Genomic DNA, 14821 nt, shown 5'->3' on the forward strand with positions numbered 1-14821 from the left:
TCGTCGTTCCTCAGTCCACCGACGGCGCCCACTGCACACCGTTGATGTGCGCCCCACCGTCGACGAACAGGGTGTTGCCGGTGAGGTAGCGGCTGGCGTCGCCCGCGAGGAACGCCGCCACCGGGCCGATGTCGGCGAGCGGGTCGCCGACGCGGCCCATCGGGTTGGCCGCCGCCATGCCCGCCGCCATCTCCGGATCGGCCTCCGCCACCCGCCGATAGGCCTCGCTCTGCGCGCCGGGGCAGATGACGTTGCAGCACACCTGACGCGGCGCCCACTCCCGGGCGGCCGTGCGGGTGAGCGTCCGCAACGCCTCCTTGGCCGCGTTGTACTGCACCGAGTACATGTGTGCGTTGACGCCGTTGAGCGAGCACAGGTTGATGACCCGGCCGGTGCCACGCTTCTCCAGCTCCGGCAGGGCCGCCTGCATCGCCCAGAACGCGGCCATCACGGCCATGTCGAAGCCCGCGCGCAGCTTCTCGTCGGTCATGTTCTCCAGGCGGGCGAACCCCGATCCCCGCCAGGCGTTGTTGACCAGGATGTCCAGGCGGCCGAAGCGGTCGGTGGCGGCGTCCACCATGGCCAGGACCTGCTCCTTGTCGGTGACATCGGTGCGCACGAACTCGGCCTGCGCACCCCACTCGTCCCGCAGCCACTGCGCGGTGTCCGTGCCGGCGGCCTCGTTGATCTCGGCCACCACCACCGACGCGCCCTCGCGGGCCAGCGCCCCGGCGATCCCCCGGCCGATGCCCATCCCGGCACCGGTCACCACGGCCACCCGTCCGTCCAGAGTTCCCATGCCCATCCTTAAGTCGGTTTCTTAAATTGATTACTGGAACAAGTTCTACTAGAAACTCTGCGCCCGGCGCGGCGGATCGGCGACGGCTCGGGCCATGGCGGTGGGCGGCGGCCCCGATGTCGAGAACCCGCGACCTGTTCCGTCTCCCCGGTGAAGCGACCACACTGGGTCGCACAGCACGAGGAGGTTCTGTCATGGCCAAGTATTTAATGCTCAAGCACTACCGCGGCTCCGCTCCGGAGGAGCCCACCTATCCGCCGCTGGGCGAATGGGACCCCGACGACGTCGCCGCCCACTTCCAGTACATGGAGGACTTCGCGGACCGGTTGCGGGACTCCGGGGAGTACGTGGACTCCCACGCACTGTCGGAGTCGGGGACGTGGGTGCGGTACGACGGCGAGGGCCGCCCGCCGCTGACCGACGGCCCCTTCGCCGAGACCAAGGACCTGATCGCCGGCTGGATGATCATCGATGTGGCCGACTACGACCGGGCCCTGGCGCTCGCGTCCGAGCTGTCCGCGGCGCCGGGCCCGGGCGGCGAACCGATCCGCGAGTGGCTCGAACTGCGGCCCCTGCTCACCGCTCCCACGGAGATCGAGGACTGACCGCGGCCGGTCCGCCTCAGTCGGCCCAGCGCAGGCCGAGCAATTCCATCGCGCGGTTAAGGTCTGCGTCACCCGTTCCGAGACCCGCGTTGTCGAAGCGCGGCGCCAGGATGGCCGACACGTCCCCATCTCGGGAGCGTTCGAAGATCGCCCACAAGGTGAGGTCGTCCCCGTGTCGGGAGGCGAATTCGATTCCGTCGAGTGGGACGTCGTCTACGTCCGTGACCCCGTGGAGCCAGGAGGCGATTCCCCGTGTGAGGGTGCGGGGTCTCGCGTCCCTGATCGCCGCAGCATCGAGGTCGTCGGACACCCGCGAGCTGGGCCTGAATCTCGCGAGGAGCTCCAGAAGGCAGGCGAGCCGGGTCTCGCCCACGTAGAGGGTCCGCCAGGAGCCTCCGGGGTCGTCCCACCGTCCATCGAATCGGCCGTCCTCGGCGTAAGCCCAATCGGTCCACTGCCACGGTGTGGGAGCGAATCCCACGCGGTGAACTGTTATGGCGGTGTGTCTCCGGACGACTATGTCGCCGGCGTCGGTACGGACTACCGTCTCGCGGCTCATCCGACCGATACGAATTGACGCGCGGCGGCGAGCACCATCGGGCCGGTTTCTCCGACGTCACCATCGCGGAGCAGCAGAGCCGGGGCCCTGTCATCGAGAAGCGGATTGAGTCCTTGCATCCACGCCTGGGCGACCGCCGGGGAATCGCGCTCGCAGATCATTCGAGCGATCCGGTAGGCGATTCGAAGCCGTTCCACGGTTTCCGGCCCGGCGATCTGTCGGGTGCCGTCGGCCCATCCCCGTACCGCACGGGTTTCTTTGACCTGCCCCAAGTAGGCGACCAACCGATCACCCAGGAGTGGCCGGAGTGCACCGACGAGCTCGGCGTTCGTCATCCGGTTCGCCTCTTCGAACGCGGCGAGATCCGGCCGCCGATGAAGTATCGCCATCGTGATGCTCCCTGACGTGTGGGCTGTCACTGCTGAATCCCACCTTGTTTCCCACATCGTATCCCCAGCAGGTCCCAGTGACCATCCCCATTCTGGCGTCGGGCACCCCGCACTGGCCGGTGGTTCGACCGGGAGCGCGGGCGTACCGTGCGGGCATGACCAACCCGGACGCGACCACCCCGATGCCCGACGAGAACCAGAACCGCGCAGAGGAGACCCTCGGTTCGCCCGTCCCCGAGGGCCGGGCCGCCGACGGCAGCTCGGTGCAGCGTGACCCCGACGACTGGGTCACCGGCGACGAGCCCATGACGGAGGCGCAGAAGAGCTACCTCGATACCCTCGCCCGCGAGGCCGGCGAGGAACTCCCGGCGACGCTGACCAAGGCCGAGGCCTCCGAGCACATCGACCGCCTGCAGAAGAACAGCCCGCGCACCGGCCACGCCTAGACGCACCGGTGCCATGACCGCCCCCGACCTCCGGACGCTGACGCCGCAGGTCATCGGCACCCTCATCCGCCGCGGCGCCGACTTCGCCACCGCCGAGGACGCCGTCCAGGAGGCGCTCATCCAGGCACTGCGCGTCTGGCCTGACGACCCACCGCGTGACCCCCGCGCCTGGCTGACCGCCGTGGCCTGGCGCAGGTTCCTCGACATCGTCCGCTCCGAGGGCGCCCGTCGGCGTCGGGAGCAGCGGGCGGCGGAGGAGCAGGGGCCGGGCTCGTCGTTGTCGCTGTCGTCGTCGTTGCTCGTGCCTCCGGACCCCACCGACGACACCCTCTGGCTCTACTTCCTGTGCGCCCACCCGTCGCTGCCGATGCCGTCGGCGATCGCGCTGACCCTCCGCGCGGTGGGTGGGCTGACCACCCGCCAGATCGCGCGGGCGTTCCTCGTGCCGGAGGCGACCATGGCGCAGCGGATCAGCCGCGCCAAGCGCACCCTCGCCGGCGAGCGCCTCGACCGGCCCGGCGAGGTGGCCACTGTCCTGCGGGTGCTGTACCTGGTGTTCAACGAGGGCTACACCGGCGAGGTCGACCTCGCCGAGGAGGCCCTGCGCCTGACCCGGCAGCTGTCGGCGTCGATCGACCACCCCGAGGTGCGGGGCCTGCTCGCGTTGATGCTGCTGCACCACGCGCGCCGCGCCGCGCGGTTCAGGAGCGGCGGGGCCGGCCGTGACAGCAACGACGGCGGCGACGACGACGACGAGCTCATCCCCCTCGCCGAGCAGGACCGCACCCGATGGGACGCGCGAGCGATCGCGGAAGGTGTCGCGATCCTGCAGGCAGCGCTCGCACGCGACCAGCTGGGGGAGTACCAGGCGCAGGCCGCGATCGCCGCTCTGCGCGACAACCCCGCGGCGCGGCTCGGGCGGGCCGTCGCGGTGGGCCACGCCGTCGGCCCGCACGCCGGCCTGGCGGCGCTGGTCGACCTGCCGGAGTCGCTGCCCCGGCGCACCGCCGCGCAGGCGTACCTCCACGAACTGGCGGGGGACACCGGCGGGGCCGCCGGGCTCTACGGCCGCGCCGCCACCGAGGCGACGTCGGTGGCCGAGCGCCGGTACCTGGCCCGCAAGGCAGCCGAGCTGCGGCGGGCGGAGTCCTGAGACCCGTACCGGCGGCCACGTTTCCAGCATGTTTCGAGTCGGCCCAGCCCCTCGCTGCGGGCGACCGCGCGGCCTAGAATTCGCTGGAGAAGGCGAGGTGCCCGCGATGACTCTTCAGAACCGGACGGCGTCACGGAGATCCGTGTCCGAGGACACCGCGGAGCGTGCCCTGCGGGATCTCGACGACCGACACCTCACCGAGGTCATGCTGCGGGAATTGAGGCGGCGCAGGACGTTCGCCAGGGTGGCCGACCAGGTCGACGGAGCCCTCCGGGCAGCGCGCTTCCCGATAGGGGATCCGTTCTGGCCGCCCGCCGACCCCGCCGCTGCCGCCCGTCGGGCGATGATCGCCTCCGCAGTGCACAGCGCCGTGCTGCAGGTACCCCACGCCTGCTCCACCGAGGCATGCGAGATCCTCATCGAGCGGGGCGTGGTCCCCGGCTCCACACCCGCAGATGCGCTGCGGACCTTCGCGAGGGACGGCCGGCTCATCGTGCTCCGCGGCGACCGACGCTGGGTCTACCCGCGGTTCCAGCTCGACCACTTCGACCCGCGCGACCCGGACAACATCGTCGCCATGATCAACCGGATGCTCGACGCCGGCCACTACCCCGAGGCCGCCACCGCGTGGTGGACAGCGCCGGCCGACTCGCTGCCGGACCGCCGCTCACCCATGGGGTTGCTCGGACAGGACCACGCCACCCTGCGGGAACTCGCGGCCATGTACGCGGCCGCGGCTGAGCTCTGATCGGTGAGGCCGCGCGGGCACACGTCCGCGGCGGAGGTGGCTCCGAATCCCTCCTGATCGCCGGCCTGGCCACTCGCCTAACCCCCGGCGGTCAGGCGGCAGCGCTCGCGGCCGCCGCGTACGTTGGGCGACACCTGCACGCCCCCTACCGAGGAGATCCCTGAATGTCCGATGCGCTCTACACCGTCGAAGCACTCTCCACCGGCGGAGGCCGGGACGGGCACGTCGCCACCGCCGACAAGGCCGTGGACCTGGAGATGGCCCCGCCGAAGGAACTCGGCGGCTCGGGCGAGGGAAACAACCCCGAGCAGCTGTTCGCCGCCGGGTTCGCCGCCTGCTTCCACTCCGCCCTGCAGAGCGCGGCGCGGGCGGAGAAGGTCACGATCGACGGCTCGTCCGTGGGCGCGCGGGTGTCACTGGTGCGTTCGGGCGAGGAGAGCATCGACATCGCCGTGGACCTCGAGGTCATCATCCCCGGCGTCGAGGCCGAGAAGGCCGACGAGCTCGCGAAGCTGGCCCACGAGCTGTGCCCGTACTCCCGGGCCACGCGGGGCAACATCGAGGTCACCGTCTCGGTCGGCGAGGACTGAGGCCCGGCGCCGACAGTGCGCTGCTCGGGGCGTGGATTAGGTGAACGGGCTACGAGAGCGTGCGATCCGTCAGCCACCAGGTCACGGCGCGGTGCACCGGCTCGCGCGTGGACCCGTCGCCCAGGCGGGGTACGTCGAACCACACCCGTAGAGGCGGCCCACCGATCACGGGCACGTCCACGAACTCAAGCGAACGCTGCCTCGAGTCGAAGTCCCACCTGTTGACCGTCGAGCACGAGATGACAGGCACGAAACCCGTCGCACAGATCACCTCGGCGCGCGGCTCGAGCGGAGTGAGGACCCTCGTCCCCGGGATCGCCGGATTCCAGAACGCCGGGTCCTCCGGCCCGAGCACGTCGCTGACGACCTGCGGCATCCCGCGGGGTATCGGAGGCGCCGCGCCGGGAGGTCCCGCGGCGTCCGGATCGGCGGCAGCGGTGGCGGGGCCGAGCGCGCTCACCGCGCCGACCAGGGCCACCGCGAGGCCGAGACGCCGACACGCGAAATGGGGCAGGGGCACGGCAACTCCTGGGTCGGTGAGAGTGAGATCCCACGCTAGCAGCGGGGTCGCGCGACCGGTTCCGCCTTCCACGAGCCGGCGGCGCTTCGATGAGGGGCTGTCCTCGTCGTCGTCGTCCATTTCGTCGTCCCCGTCGTCGTCCCCGTTGTCGTCAGCGGCGCAGGACGCGATGCCCCAGCACAGCCGCACGGGACGGCGTAGGCCGGAATTCGCCCTCGTTCGCTGATAACGTGCACAGAGCCGACCGATATCCCCATACGGTCCGAGCCGACTCAGGGACGAACACGCCATGCGCCACAGAGTGACCAGATCCGTCTTCGCACTACTCGCCGGGGTCTGCGTCCTCGCCACGGTCGCGTGCAGTCCCGACGACCCGACGGCGGAGACGCCCGAGGTGAGGACCGTGAACCCGGCCGAGCCGCTCCCGCCCGCCTCGACGATCGCGGGGTCGCAGCCCTTCCTGGCCGTCGACATCGTGCAGGGCCGACAGTCCCGCCCCGTCGACCTCCAGGTGGACGGCGGCGACGACGGCGTATCGGTGACCTTCCGCGAGATCACGATCGAGCCGGGGGCGAGCACCGGCGAACACTGTCACTACGGATCTCTGATCGCCGTCGTCAAGCAGGGCGAACTCACGCACTACTCCGATCGCCACCCCGACGGCCCCCGCATCTACCGCGTCGGGGACTCGAACATCGAGGAAGCGGGCTCGATCTACGAGAGCCGGAATCACGGTACGGAGGACATGGTTCTGATGGCGACCTACGTGACCCCGGCGGGCAAGGAGCTCCTCGAGAACGACCTGAGCAAGTGCACGGCGTGAGGGGCCAGCCCGTCTGCTGAGGGGACAGCGGGGGTCAGCTGAGAGGTCAGCGGGGGAGCTGCCCGTCGTCGATCTTGATGACGGTGCCGGTGACCGCCTCGGACGCGTCGGACACCAGGTAGAGCAGCGTCGAATCGATCTGCTCGGGCTGCCCGAGGCGCCGACGCGGGAGTCCGGGCGCGATGTCGCCCACGCGGGCGAGCATGCCGTCGGTCATCTCCGAGGCGAAGACCCCCGGGGCGATCGCATTGACGTTGATGAACCTGCGCGACCACTCCACGGCCAGGGCCTCCGTCATCCGACTGACCGCGGCCTTGGTGGTCGAGTAGAGGGCTGCTCCGTTGCCGTCGTACTGGTAGGCGCTCATCGACGTGATGTTGACGATCCGGCCCGGCATCCCTGCCTCGATGAGGCGGCGGGCCACGCCGGTCGCCATGAGCCACGGGCCGCGGACATTGGTGTCCAGCACCGCGTCCACCAGCTCCAACGACATCTTGTGTGCACGCTGCGCGTCCGGGATGCCGGCGTTGTTGACGAGGATCTGGGGGAGGCCGATCTGCTCGGTGACTCCGGTGAGGCAATCCTCGATCGAGGCGGGATCGGTGACGTCGAGCCGGACGCCGTGTGCCTTGCCGCCGCTCCGGCCGATGGATTCGACGACCTCCCGGATCCGCTCGGTGCGCCGCCCGGTGACGACGACAGTCGCGCCCGCGCCTGCGAGCACGTGGGCGAACCTGGCGCCCAGTCCGGCCGTCGATCCGGTGACGATCGCGACGCGTCCCGTGAGGTCATCAGCAGTCATGGTGGGGTCCTATCGGTCGTGGGCCCGAGAGCGGCCGGGTTCAGGAGAAGCCGGGTCAGGAGAAGAGGTCGGGCAGGCCGTCGGACACGCGGTCCGGGAACTCCGGCTCCTTCTTGGCGAGGAACGCGGTGACGCCAGCCCGCACGTCCGCCGACTTCCCACGGGTGTAGATGCCGATCGACTCGGCGCGGTGGGCCACCTCGGGATCGGGCGCGCCGAGCATGCGCCACATCAGCTGGCGGGTCAGCGCGGCCGACACGGGCGACGTGCCGCGCGTCATCTCGCGTGCGACCTCGATGGCGCGCGGGAGGACCTCGTCCGCCGGGAGCACCTCGCTCACCAGTCCTCTCTCCAGAGCTTCGGCGGCGAGGATCGTCTTGCCGCCCACAGCCCATTCGATCGCGGTCGAGATGCCCACGATGCGGGGCAGGAACCACGTCGAGCACGCCTCCGGGACCAGGCCCCGGCGCGTGAACACGAACCCGAACTTGGCGGTGTCCGCGGCGATGCGCACGTCCGTCGGCAGGGTCATGGTCACCCCGACGCCCGCGGCCGACCCGTTGATCGCCGAGATGACCGGCTTGGTCATGCGGAAGATGCGCAGCGCGACCTGACCGCCGGTGTCCGGCGGGGCGTCGCCGGTGTCGGCATCGGGGTCAGCGGCGAACGTGTCGCCCCCGCCCGAGATGTCGGCCCCCGCGCAGAACGCCCGGCCCGTGCCGGTGAGGACCACGGCACGCACATCGTCGTCCGCATCGCAGTTGTCCAGGGCGGTGATGATGTCCGTCAGGTTCTCGTAGGTCGCCGCGTTGAGCCTGGCCGGACGATTGAGCCGGATCACGGCGATCTCGCCGTGGCGATCGAGGATGACCTCGGGCTGGTCGGGCGGGGTCTCGGAAGCCTGATCCGGCGAGGGCTGCATGATGTCGGACGTTACCTGCGCCGAGCAGCGGCACCGGCCGGATCGCGTGCTTCGCATACCAAGAACCGAGGGACACTGACTGCCTCACCGTTCACAATGTTGCTGTCGTAGACGTGTGCGAAGGTGGCCGCATGAATCAAGGACAGAATCACCTGGTCGCCACCATCGCGGATATGCGGACTGGGCCCTTCGTGCCCGGGCGCAACGCGGCAGCGGAGGCGCTGGCGAAGAAGAAGCGCCATCTGCGTGCTCCGCACGTCGCGGCTCTGAACGCAGTGGCGGATTCGGTAGCGGATGCAGAAGGGCTCCAGCATGGACTGGTGCCGTACGTCGATCCGCAGCTCGGGGGCGTTGACGCCCGGGTGTTGGTACTACTCGACAATCCGTCGACCAAAGCGGAAGCGGGAACTGGTTCTGGCCTGCTCAGTCTGGAGAACGATGATCGCTCCGCGAAGAATTGTGCAACCTTCTACAACGACGTCGAGCTGGGTCCAGAGTTGTTCGTCCATTGGAATGCCGCGCCGGCTCCGATCGCAGGCGAGAAGAACGGTGCGTCGTCGCCGGCTGAACGCGAACGGGGCGCGGGGTGGCTCAGGGAGATTGTCGCACTGCTGCCCAATCTCGAGGTCGTTCTTCTCATGGGTGACCACGCGCGGGATGGGTGGCAGCGGGCGGGTCTCGAGCTTCCGAACGTTCACGTTCCCGAGGACGTTCCGCATCCATCGCAACGCGGGCTCAACAACCGCGACGGCAGGACGCGACTCCGGCGAGCGCTGCTCGAGACGAAGGACGTGCTCGAGGGGCGAAAAAAGATCATCACCAAGGCGTCTGCCCCCTCGTCCCAGACACCGGCGCCAAGGGCCGGAGCGTTAGCGCCTGTGTCCGGAACGTGGGCCTGGTGGCCCACATTCGAGCACTACTGTGCACCGGGTTCCGCCCCGCGGGGCGTCTCGGCGGACTTCAAGAAGATCGAGCGCACAATTGACCAGGCCGACATTCCGAACGGCAAATGGGGAGTCATAGCGCGACGAGCCGGGTCGGATTGGACCATTGTGTCCCGACGGAAAGACGGACGGACAGTGGACCTCGCCGACTACCAGGCGGTCAAATACGACGGGGCGCGTCAAGGCGGTTCGCGAGGAAACCTCGGTCCGGTGCCGCCGGGTCACCAGCTCAGCATGCGCACGCGGGACCTCGACGCCTGACCGAATACTCGTCACGTTCGGCTCTCTCCGCAACTGCGGGGCGTCAGCGGGCGCCCATCTCGTCGTCGTCGTTGTCGTTGTCGTTGTCGTCGAGACTTCCGGTGCCGGGGCGGCCCCAACGCGAAGAGCGTTCCGCGCACCTGCCTCTCGCAGAACGTGCGCGTAACGCTCTTCGCGACGGTGGGCTGGGTCGCGGGGCGTGGGGTGGGGCGTGGGATCAGAGCATCTGCCGGAGCATGTACGGCAGGATGCCGCCGTGCTCGTAGTACGCCTCCTCCGCCGGGGTGTCGATGCGGACCTTCGCCGTGAACTCGACCGCCGAGTCGCCCTCGCCGGCCCGGACCGTCACCTCCTCCGGAACGCTGTCCCGGCCCTCGAGCCCGGTGATGGAGAACAACTCGTCGCCCTTGAGGCCGAGACTCTCGGCGGACTCGCCCTCGGGGAACTGCAGGGGCAGGACGCCCATCCCGATGAGGTTCGAGCGGTGGATCCGCTCGTACGACTGCGCGATCACCGCCCGTACCCCCAGCAGGGACGTACCCTTGGCCGCCCAGTCCCGCGACGACCCGGACCCGTACTCGGCCCCGGCGATCACCACCAACGGCACGCCCTCCTCGGCGTAGCGGTTCGAGGCGTCATAGATGCTGGTCTGCTCACCGCTGGGGAAATGGGTGGTGACCCCGCCCTCGGTGCCGGGCGCCAACAGATTCCGCAGCCGGACGTTGGCGAACGTGCCACGGATCATCACCTCGTGATTGCCGCGCCTCGACCCGTACGAATTGAAGTCCGCCGGCTCGACCCCCTGCTGCTGCAGGTACTCGCCCGCGGGCGAACTGGGCTTGATCGCCCCGGCCGGTGAGATGTGGTCCGTGGTCACAGAATCGCCCAGCAGCGCCAGGACGCGGGCGTCGGTGATGTCCCGCATCGGCTCGGGCTCGACCGCCATTCCGTCGAAGTACGGCGGCCGGCGGATGTAGGTGGAGTCCTCGATCCAGTCGAACTTGTCACCCCCCGGCACGTCCATGCCGCGCCAGTTGTCATCCCCGTCGAAGACGTCGGCGTAGCCCTTGGTGAACATGTCTGCCTCGAGATTGGCGTCCACGACCTCCTTGATCTCCGCCGAGCTGGGCCACACATCACGGAGGTAGACCGGCTCGCCGTCCGAGCCCGTTCCGAGCGGGTCCTCAAGAAGGTTCTTGCGCATCGTCCCGGCCAGCGCATAGGCGATGACCAGCGGCGGGGACGCCAGGAAGTTCATCTTGACCTCGGGGTGGATGCGGCCCTCGAAGTTGCGGTTGCCCGACAGGACCGCGGCGACGTTGAGGTCCTTGTCATTGACCGCCTTGCTCACCGCCGGGGTCAGCGGCCCGGAGTTGCCGATACACGTCGTGCAGCCGTAGCCGACCAGATCGAACCCGAGCTCCTCCAGGTAAGGGGTGAGGCCGGACCGGTCGTAGTAGTCGGTGACGACCCGAGACCCGGGGGCCAACGTCGTCTTGACCCACGGCTTGGGCTTCAGACCACGCTCCACGGCCTTCTTGGCCAGCAGCGCCGCTCCGATCATCACCGAGGGGTTGGACGTGTTGGTGCACGAGGTGATCGCCGCGATGACCACGTCCGCGTGGTCGAAGATCACCGGCGCCTCGTCGCCGTCGATCATGATCTCCGCCGGATCGCTCGGCCACCCGAGCTCGGCGTTGGCGGTCAGCTGCTCCTCGGAGTAGTGGCGGGGAGGCTCGTTCTTCGCCGTAGTGGAACCGGGGGAGACCGGGTCGCTGGCGGGGAAGGAGTCCGCCGAGGCGTCATCCAGACTCCCGTCGTCCTTCTCCGACCGGTTCTTCTCCTCATCGAGATTGCCGAGCACCACGGCCGGCGCATCGCCCAGCGCGATGCGGTCCTGCGGCCGCTTGGGCCCGGCGATCGACGGGACCACCGTCCCCAGGTCCAGCTCGATGACCTCGCTGTACTCGGCCGGGTTGTCCGGGTCGTGCCACAGGCCCTGCTCCTTGGCGTAGACCTCGACCAGCTCGATCTGCTGTTCCGACCGACCCGTCAGCCGCAGGTAGTCCAGCGTCTCGTCGTCTACCGGGAAGATGGCGCACGTCGAGCCGAACTCGGGGCTCATGTTGCCCAGTGTCGCCCGGTTGGCCAGCGGGACCGCCGCGACGCCCGGGCCGAAGAACTCCACGAACTTGCCCACCACGCCGGTCTGGCGCAGCAGCTCCGCGACGGTGAGGACGAGATCGGTGGCCGTGGTGCCCTCCCGCAACTCGCCGGTCAGCTTGAGCCCGATGACCTGCGGGATCAGCATGCTCATCGGCTGGCCGAGCAACGCGGCCTCCGCCTCGATGCCGCCGACGCCCCAGCCCAGCACGCCGAGACCGTTGACCATCGGCGTGTGGGAGTCGGTACCGACGAGCGTGTCCGGGTAGGCCTGGGTCATACCGTCGGTCCCCTCGCGCGTGAAGACGACCCGGGACAGGTATTCGAGGTTGACCTGGTGGCAGATGCCGGTGTTCGGCGGGACCACCACGAAGTCGGCGAACGACTCCTGCGCCCACCGGAGCAGCTGGTAGCGCTCCTGGTTGCGGCCGAACTCCAGCTCGGCATTGACCTCGAACGCATCCGGGCGGCCGAATACGTCCGCGATGATCGAGTGGTCGATCACGAGCTCGCCGGGGATGAGCGGATTGATCTTCTTGGGGTCGCCGCCGAGGTCGGTGATGGCATCGCGCATCGCGACCAGATCCACCACGCACGGCACCCCGGTGAAGTCCTGCATCAGCACCCGGGCGGGCGTGTACTGGATCTCCCGCTCCGGCCGGGACTGGGGAGTCCACTCCCGCAGTGCCTCGACCTGCTCGGCCGTCACCACTCGGCCGTCCTCGTTGCGCAGAAGATTCTCCAGCAGGACCTTGAGGCTGTAGGGGAGCGGGACCGCGGTGGAGACCTGATCGAGTCGGTAGACCTCGTAGTCCACGCCCCCGACTGCCAGCGAATCCCTCGAACCGAAACTGTTGACACTCATGACCGGCCCTTTCGTAGAGGTGCCGGTGCGGCCCGTGCTAGTGACGAGGATCACCGGCGTTGTTGCCGACCCTACTCCCGAAAACCGGAAGTTATAAGGCGTCACGCGTACCCGGGCTGGGGCTCGAGAGGGTCCCGCGCACCCGCTTGTCGCGGGGTGTGCGCGGGACGCTCTTCGGCAACGGTCAGCGTGGTGTCGCGGCGGGGGAGTCCTCTGACACGCCGCGCGTCCGCCCGCGACGGAACAGCGGTTCGAGCTGCGCGTCCTCCTCGGCGGTGGCGATGCGGAACGGAGGCTCGGCCGGTGTCGGCGGGCTCTGGCGCTCGTGACCACGCGTGGCCCGCAGGCTCGCCACGACCGACACGGTGAGGATGGTCGCGATCACGGCCAGCGAGATGGGGGTCGGAATGTAGAAGACGTCGATCTTGAGCAGCATCTTCGCGCCGACCCACATCAGCACCAGTGCCAGCCCGATCTTGAGGTAGACGAACCGGTGGACCAGATCCGCCAGCAGGAAGTACATCGCGCGCAGGCCCAGGATCGCGAACGCATTGGCCGTGAAGACCAGGAACACCTCGTCGGTGACCGCGAAGATGGCGGGAATGGAGTCGACGGCGAAGACCACATCGGTCGTCTCGACCAGCACCAGCACAGCCAACAGGGGAGTGGCCATGATCAGCCCGCCCTTACGGACCAGCAGCCGCTGACCGTGGAACGTGTCCGTCATGGGCACCAGCCGGCGGAAGGCCGCGAGAATGCGGGACTGGTCCGGGTTGAGGTGCTCGTCGCGCTGGCGGATCATGCGAAAGCCCGTGTACAGCAGGAATGCGGCGAAGATGTACGGGATCCAGGAGAAGTTCTGGATGAGCAGCGCGCCGCCGGCGATGAAGATGCCGCGGAATACCAGCGCGCCCAGGACGCCGAGGAACAGGACCCGGTGCTGGAACTGGGCGGGCACCGCGAAGTGGGCGAAGATGATCGCCCAGACGAAGACATTGTCCACTGCCAGGGACTTCTCTATGAGATACCCGGCGAAGTACTGCTGGCCTAAGTCCGCGCCCCAGACCGCCCAGACGATCGCGCCGAAGCCGACGCCGAGGGCGATCCAGACGGCAGACCACACCGCGGCTTCCCTGACGCCGATGACATGTGCTTTGCGGTGGGCGACGAGGTCGATGGCCAGCATCACGACGATGAAGGCGATGACCGCGAGCCAGAGCCAGAGAGGGGTGTGCATTATCGGGGACCTTTCGATCAGTGGGTGATCGAAGGTCTCTCCCGGCCTGGTCGGCCCGCGCCGCCGGGCCCGAGGGCCGGAATGACGACGACGCGTGTGAGGGATACTCCCCTTCTGGTGGAATCAGGTTAGCGACACCGGCAGGGCGGCGCAACGTCGGGTTCGTCACCTTGGCTGCACCTCTTGCCGGTTCGGCACGCTCCGCGCCCGGCTCAGGCGCGGAGCGCGGGGTCAGGCGACCTCGTCGTCGTCACCCACCGCTTCGCCGTCGCCGTCGTCGGCGGGGAGCTCGATGGCCTGCTCGGCAACGTCGGCCGGATTTGCCTCACGGAAGGGGTCCTCGACGGTCACCTCGGGCTCGTACTCCTCGGGTGCGGTGACTGAATCCGGGCCCGGGGTGTACTCGTCCGGGTCGATACGGTCCTCGGCGATCATCTCGTCCTCCTCCTGGCGCAGGGGCGTGTGCCTCCACCTCTAGCAGCCTCCCGCGAGCGGCGCCAGGGGCGGCGGCAACGAAAGATCGTCTCGCTGGCATCGTCCCGGGTCGAAAGCCTGTTGTGGTCGATGCTTCGGGGGGATCTTGCGGCGTGGAGGGGGCCTGTTGCGACGAGTCCACCTTGCTGGTTGAGGGCTTCTGCGCCAGTCAAGAGGGCTGGGCCTCGGGTGGCGAAATGTCCTGATTCAACCCTTGCGTACTCGAACGTGTGTGCGTACTGTAGAACACAGATTCGATACCGGTAGGCGGCGCACGGGCAGGGGGTGGGGCACATGGGCGGGAACGCAGACGCCGCGACCGGTGGCCCGTCCCCGTCTGGTGGTCCGTCCCCGTCTGGTGGCGGCTCCGGTTCCGCGGCGCCCTCTTCGCTGTCGGGGTTGCGGGCGGCGGCGCGGGAGGGGTGGATGGGCGAGAATCGTGCGGCGGCGCGCCGGTTCGTGGCCTGTTACGAGCTGTTTGTCGAATGCCAGCGCCGGGAGGAGTCCGGTGCGGGCGGCGG

16 protein-coding genes are annotated in these 14821 nt (G+C 69.1%); 7 read left to right on the forward strand and 9 right to left on the reverse strand.

All coding sequences use genetic code 11. From position 1 onward, the window contains the following. Nucleotides 1-10: 10 nt before the first annotated feature. Nucleotides 11-799 (reverse strand): SDR family NAD(P)-dependent oxidoreductase, encoded by a 789-nt coding sequence (locus tag AYO52_RS08955; RefSeq protein ID WP_067716105.1) that lies wholly within the window; start codon nucleotides 797-799, stop codon nucleotides 11-13. A gap of 194 nt (nucleotides 800-993) precedes the next feature. On the opposite strand from AYO52_RS08955, the gene AYO52_RS08960 reads away from it, so the two are divergent. Continuing rightward, on the forward strand, nucleotides 994-1404 hold the full coding sequence (locus AYO52_RS08960; RefSeq protein ID WP_067716108.1) for a YciI family protein: 411 nt from the start codon (nucleotides 994-996) through the stop codon (nucleotides 1402-1404). 16 nt (nucleotides 1405-1420) lie between these two features. Here AYO52_RS08960 and AYO52_RS08965 read toward each other — a convergent pair whose 3' ends face one another. Continuing rightward, nucleotides 1421-1963 (reverse strand): RES domain-containing protein, encoded by a 543-nt coding sequence (locus tag AYO52_RS08965; protein ID WP_067716111.1) that lies wholly within the window; start codon nucleotides 1961-1963, stop codon nucleotides 1421-1423. After that, nucleotides 1960-2352 carry a hypothetical protein gene (locus tag AYO52_RS08970; RefSeq protein ID WP_067716113.1) on the reverse strand — a complete coding sequence of 131 codons (393 nt, stop codon included), beginning with the start codon at nucleotides 2350-2352 and terminating at the stop codon, nucleotides 1960-1962. Before AYO52_RS08970 ends, AYO52_RS08965 begins: the two co-directional genes overlap by 4 nt. Nucleotides 2353-2507: 155 nt before the next feature. Between AYO52_RS08970 and AYO52_RS08975 the strand changes: the two genes are divergently transcribed. The 4 genes from AYO52_RS08975 (at nucleotide 2508) to AYO52_RS08990 (ending at nucleotide 5289) form a co-directional block, all read left to right on the forward strand. Further along, nucleotides 2508-2798, forward strand: a complete 291-nt coding sequence (locus AYO52_RS08975; RefSeq protein WP_067716115.1) for a DUF3072 domain-containing protein — start codon at nucleotides 2508-2510, stop codon at nucleotides 2796-2798. A gap of 13 nt (nucleotides 2799-2811) precedes the next feature. Continuing rightward, the gene (locus AYO52_RS08980) at nucleotides 2812-3951 is read left to right on the forward strand and encodes an RNA polymerase sigma factor (RefSeq protein WP_067716118.1); all 1140 of its coding nucleotides are present in this window, start codon (nucleotides 2812-2814) and stop codon (nucleotides 3949-3951) included. A gap of 142 nt (nucleotides 3952-4093) precedes the next feature. Further along, the gene (locus tag AYO52_RS08985; protein ID WP_067716121.1) at nucleotides 4094-4699 is read left to right on the forward strand and encodes a hypothetical protein; all 606 of its coding nucleotides are present in this window, start codon (nucleotides 4094-4096) and stop codon (nucleotides 4697-4699) included. Between the two features lie 164 nt (nucleotides 4700-4863). Beyond that, on the forward strand, nucleotides 4864-5289 hold the full coding sequence (locus AYO52_RS08990) for an organic hydroperoxide resistance protein (RefSeq protein ID WP_067716123.1): 426 nt from the start codon (nucleotides 4864-4866) through the stop codon (nucleotides 5287-5289). Between the two features lie 49 nt (nucleotides 5290-5338). Here AYO52_RS08990 and AYO52_RS08995 read toward each other — a convergent pair whose 3' ends face one another. Beyond that, nucleotides 5339-5809 (reverse strand): hypothetical protein, encoded by a 471-nt coding sequence (locus AYO52_RS08995; protein ID WP_067716158.1) that lies wholly within the window; start codon nucleotides 5807-5809, stop codon nucleotides 5339-5341. Between the two features lie 301 nt (nucleotides 5810-6110). On the opposite strand from AYO52_RS08995, the gene AYO52_RS09000 reads away from it, so the two are divergent. Further along, complete coding sequence (locus AYO52_RS09000) at nucleotides 6111-6632, forward strand: cupin domain-containing protein (protein ID WP_156523576.1); 522 nt, start codon at nucleotides 6111-6113, stop codon at nucleotides 6630-6632. Between the two features lie 46 nt (nucleotides 6633-6678). On the opposite strand, the gene AYO52_RS09005 is transcribed toward AYO52_RS09000, so the two are convergent. Together AYO52_RS09005 and AYO52_RS09010 are read right to left on the reverse strand one after the other, a co-directional pair. Then, nucleotides 6679-7434 carry an SDR family NAD(P)-dependent oxidoreductase gene (locus AYO52_RS09005; RefSeq protein WP_067716128.1) on the reverse strand — a complete coding sequence of 252 codons (756 nt, stop codon included), beginning with the start codon at nucleotides 7432-7434 and terminating at the stop codon, nucleotides 6679-6681. A 55-nt stretch (nucleotides 7435-7489) separates the two neighbouring features. Beyond that, nucleotides 7490-8356, reverse strand: a complete 867-nt coding sequence (locus AYO52_RS09010; protein WP_067716131.1) for an enoyl-CoA hydratase-related protein — start codon at nucleotides 8354-8356, stop codon at nucleotides 7490-7492. A gap of 131 nt (nucleotides 8357-8487) precedes the next feature. On the opposite strand from AYO52_RS09010, the gene AYO52_RS18710 reads away from it, so the two are divergent. Continuing rightward, nucleotides 8488-9561, forward strand: coding sequence for a uracil-DNA glycosylase (locus AYO52_RS18710; protein WP_216635319.1), 1074 nt, complete (start codon nucleotides 8488-8490; stop codon nucleotides 9559-9561). Between the two features lie 217 nt (nucleotides 9562-9778). On the opposite strand, the gene AYO52_RS09015 is transcribed toward AYO52_RS18710, so the two are convergent. From AYO52_RS09015 to AYO52_RS09025, 3 genes are all read right to left on the reverse strand, one after another. Continuing rightward, complete coding sequence (locus AYO52_RS09015; RefSeq protein ID WP_067716133.1) at nucleotides 9779-12589, reverse strand: aconitate hydratase; 2811 nt, start codon at nucleotides 12587-12589, stop codon at nucleotides 9779-9781. Between the two features lie 184 nt (nucleotides 12590-12773). Beyond that, nucleotides 12774-13826, reverse strand: a complete 1053-nt coding sequence (locus AYO52_RS09020) for a TerC family protein (RefSeq protein WP_067716136.1) — start codon at nucleotides 13824-13826, stop codon at nucleotides 12774-12776. A 231-nt stretch (nucleotides 13827-14057) separates the two neighbouring features. Further along, nucleotides 14058-14261 (reverse strand): hypothetical protein, encoded by a 204-nt coding sequence (locus AYO52_RS09025; RefSeq protein ID WP_067716139.1) that lies wholly within the window; start codon nucleotides 14259-14261, stop codon nucleotides 14058-14060. Between the last annotated feature and the right edge of the window lie 560 nt (nucleotides 14262-14821).

Source organism: Dietzia sp. 111N12-1, from assembly GCF_001658045.1.
GTDB lineage: Bacteria > Actinomycetota > Actinomycetes > Mycobacteriales > Mycobacteriaceae > Dietzia > Dietzia kunjamensis.

Excerpts from the sequence above, each read along its gene's own strand:
- AYO52_RS08955 (WP_067716105.1), bottom strand. The coding sequence starts at position 799 with ATGGGAACTCTGGACGGACGGGTGGCCGTGGTGACCGGTGCCGGGATG.
- AYO52_RS08960 (WP_067716108.1), top strand. The coding sequence starts at position 994 with ATGGCCAAGTATTTAATGCTCAAGCACTACCGCGGCTCCGCTCCGGAG.
- AYO52_RS08965 (WP_067716111.1), bottom strand. The coding sequence starts at position 1,963 with ATGAGCCGCGAGACGGTAGTCCGTACCGACGCCGGCGACATAGTCGTC.
- AYO52_RS08970 (WP_067716113.1), bottom strand. The coding sequence starts at position 2,352 with ATGGCGATACTTCATCGGCGGCCGGATCTCGCCGCGTTCGAAGAGGCG.
- AYO52_RS08975 (WP_067716115.1), top strand. The coding sequence starts at position 2,508 with ATGACCAACCCGGACGCGACCACCCCGATGCCCGACGAGAACCAGAAC.
- AYO52_RS08980 (WP_067716118.1), top strand. The coding sequence starts at position 2,812 with ATGACCGCCCCCGACCTCCGGACGCTGACGCCGCAGGTCATCGGCACC.
- AYO52_RS08990 (WP_067716123.1), top strand. The coding sequence starts at position 4,864 with ATGTCCGATGCGCTCTACACCGTCGAAGCACTCTCCACCGGCGGAGGC.
- AYO52_RS09005 (WP_067716128.1), bottom strand. The coding sequence starts at position 7,434 with ATGACTGCTGATGACCTCACGGGACGCGTCGCGATCGTCACCGGATCG.
- AYO52_RS09010 (WP_067716131.1), bottom strand. The coding sequence starts at position 8,356 with ATGCAGCCCTCGCCGGATCAGGCTTCCGAGACCCCGCCCGACCAGCCC.
- AYO52_RS18710 (WP_216635319.1), top strand. The coding sequence starts at position 8,488 with ATGAATCAAGGACAGAATCACCTGGTCGCCACCATCGCGGATATGCGG.
- AYO52_RS09015 (WP_067716133.1), bottom strand. The coding sequence starts at position 12,589 with ATGAGTGTCAACAGTTTCGGTTCGAGGGATTCGCTGGCAGTCGGGGGC.
- AYO52_RS09020 (WP_067716136.1), bottom strand. The coding sequence starts at position 13,826 with ATGCACACCCCTCTCTGGCTCTGGCTCGCGGTCATCGCCTTCATCGTC.
- AYO52_RS09025 (WP_067716139.1), bottom strand. The coding sequence starts at position 14,261 with ATGATCGCCGAGGACCGTATCGACCCGGACGAGTACACCCCGGGCCCG.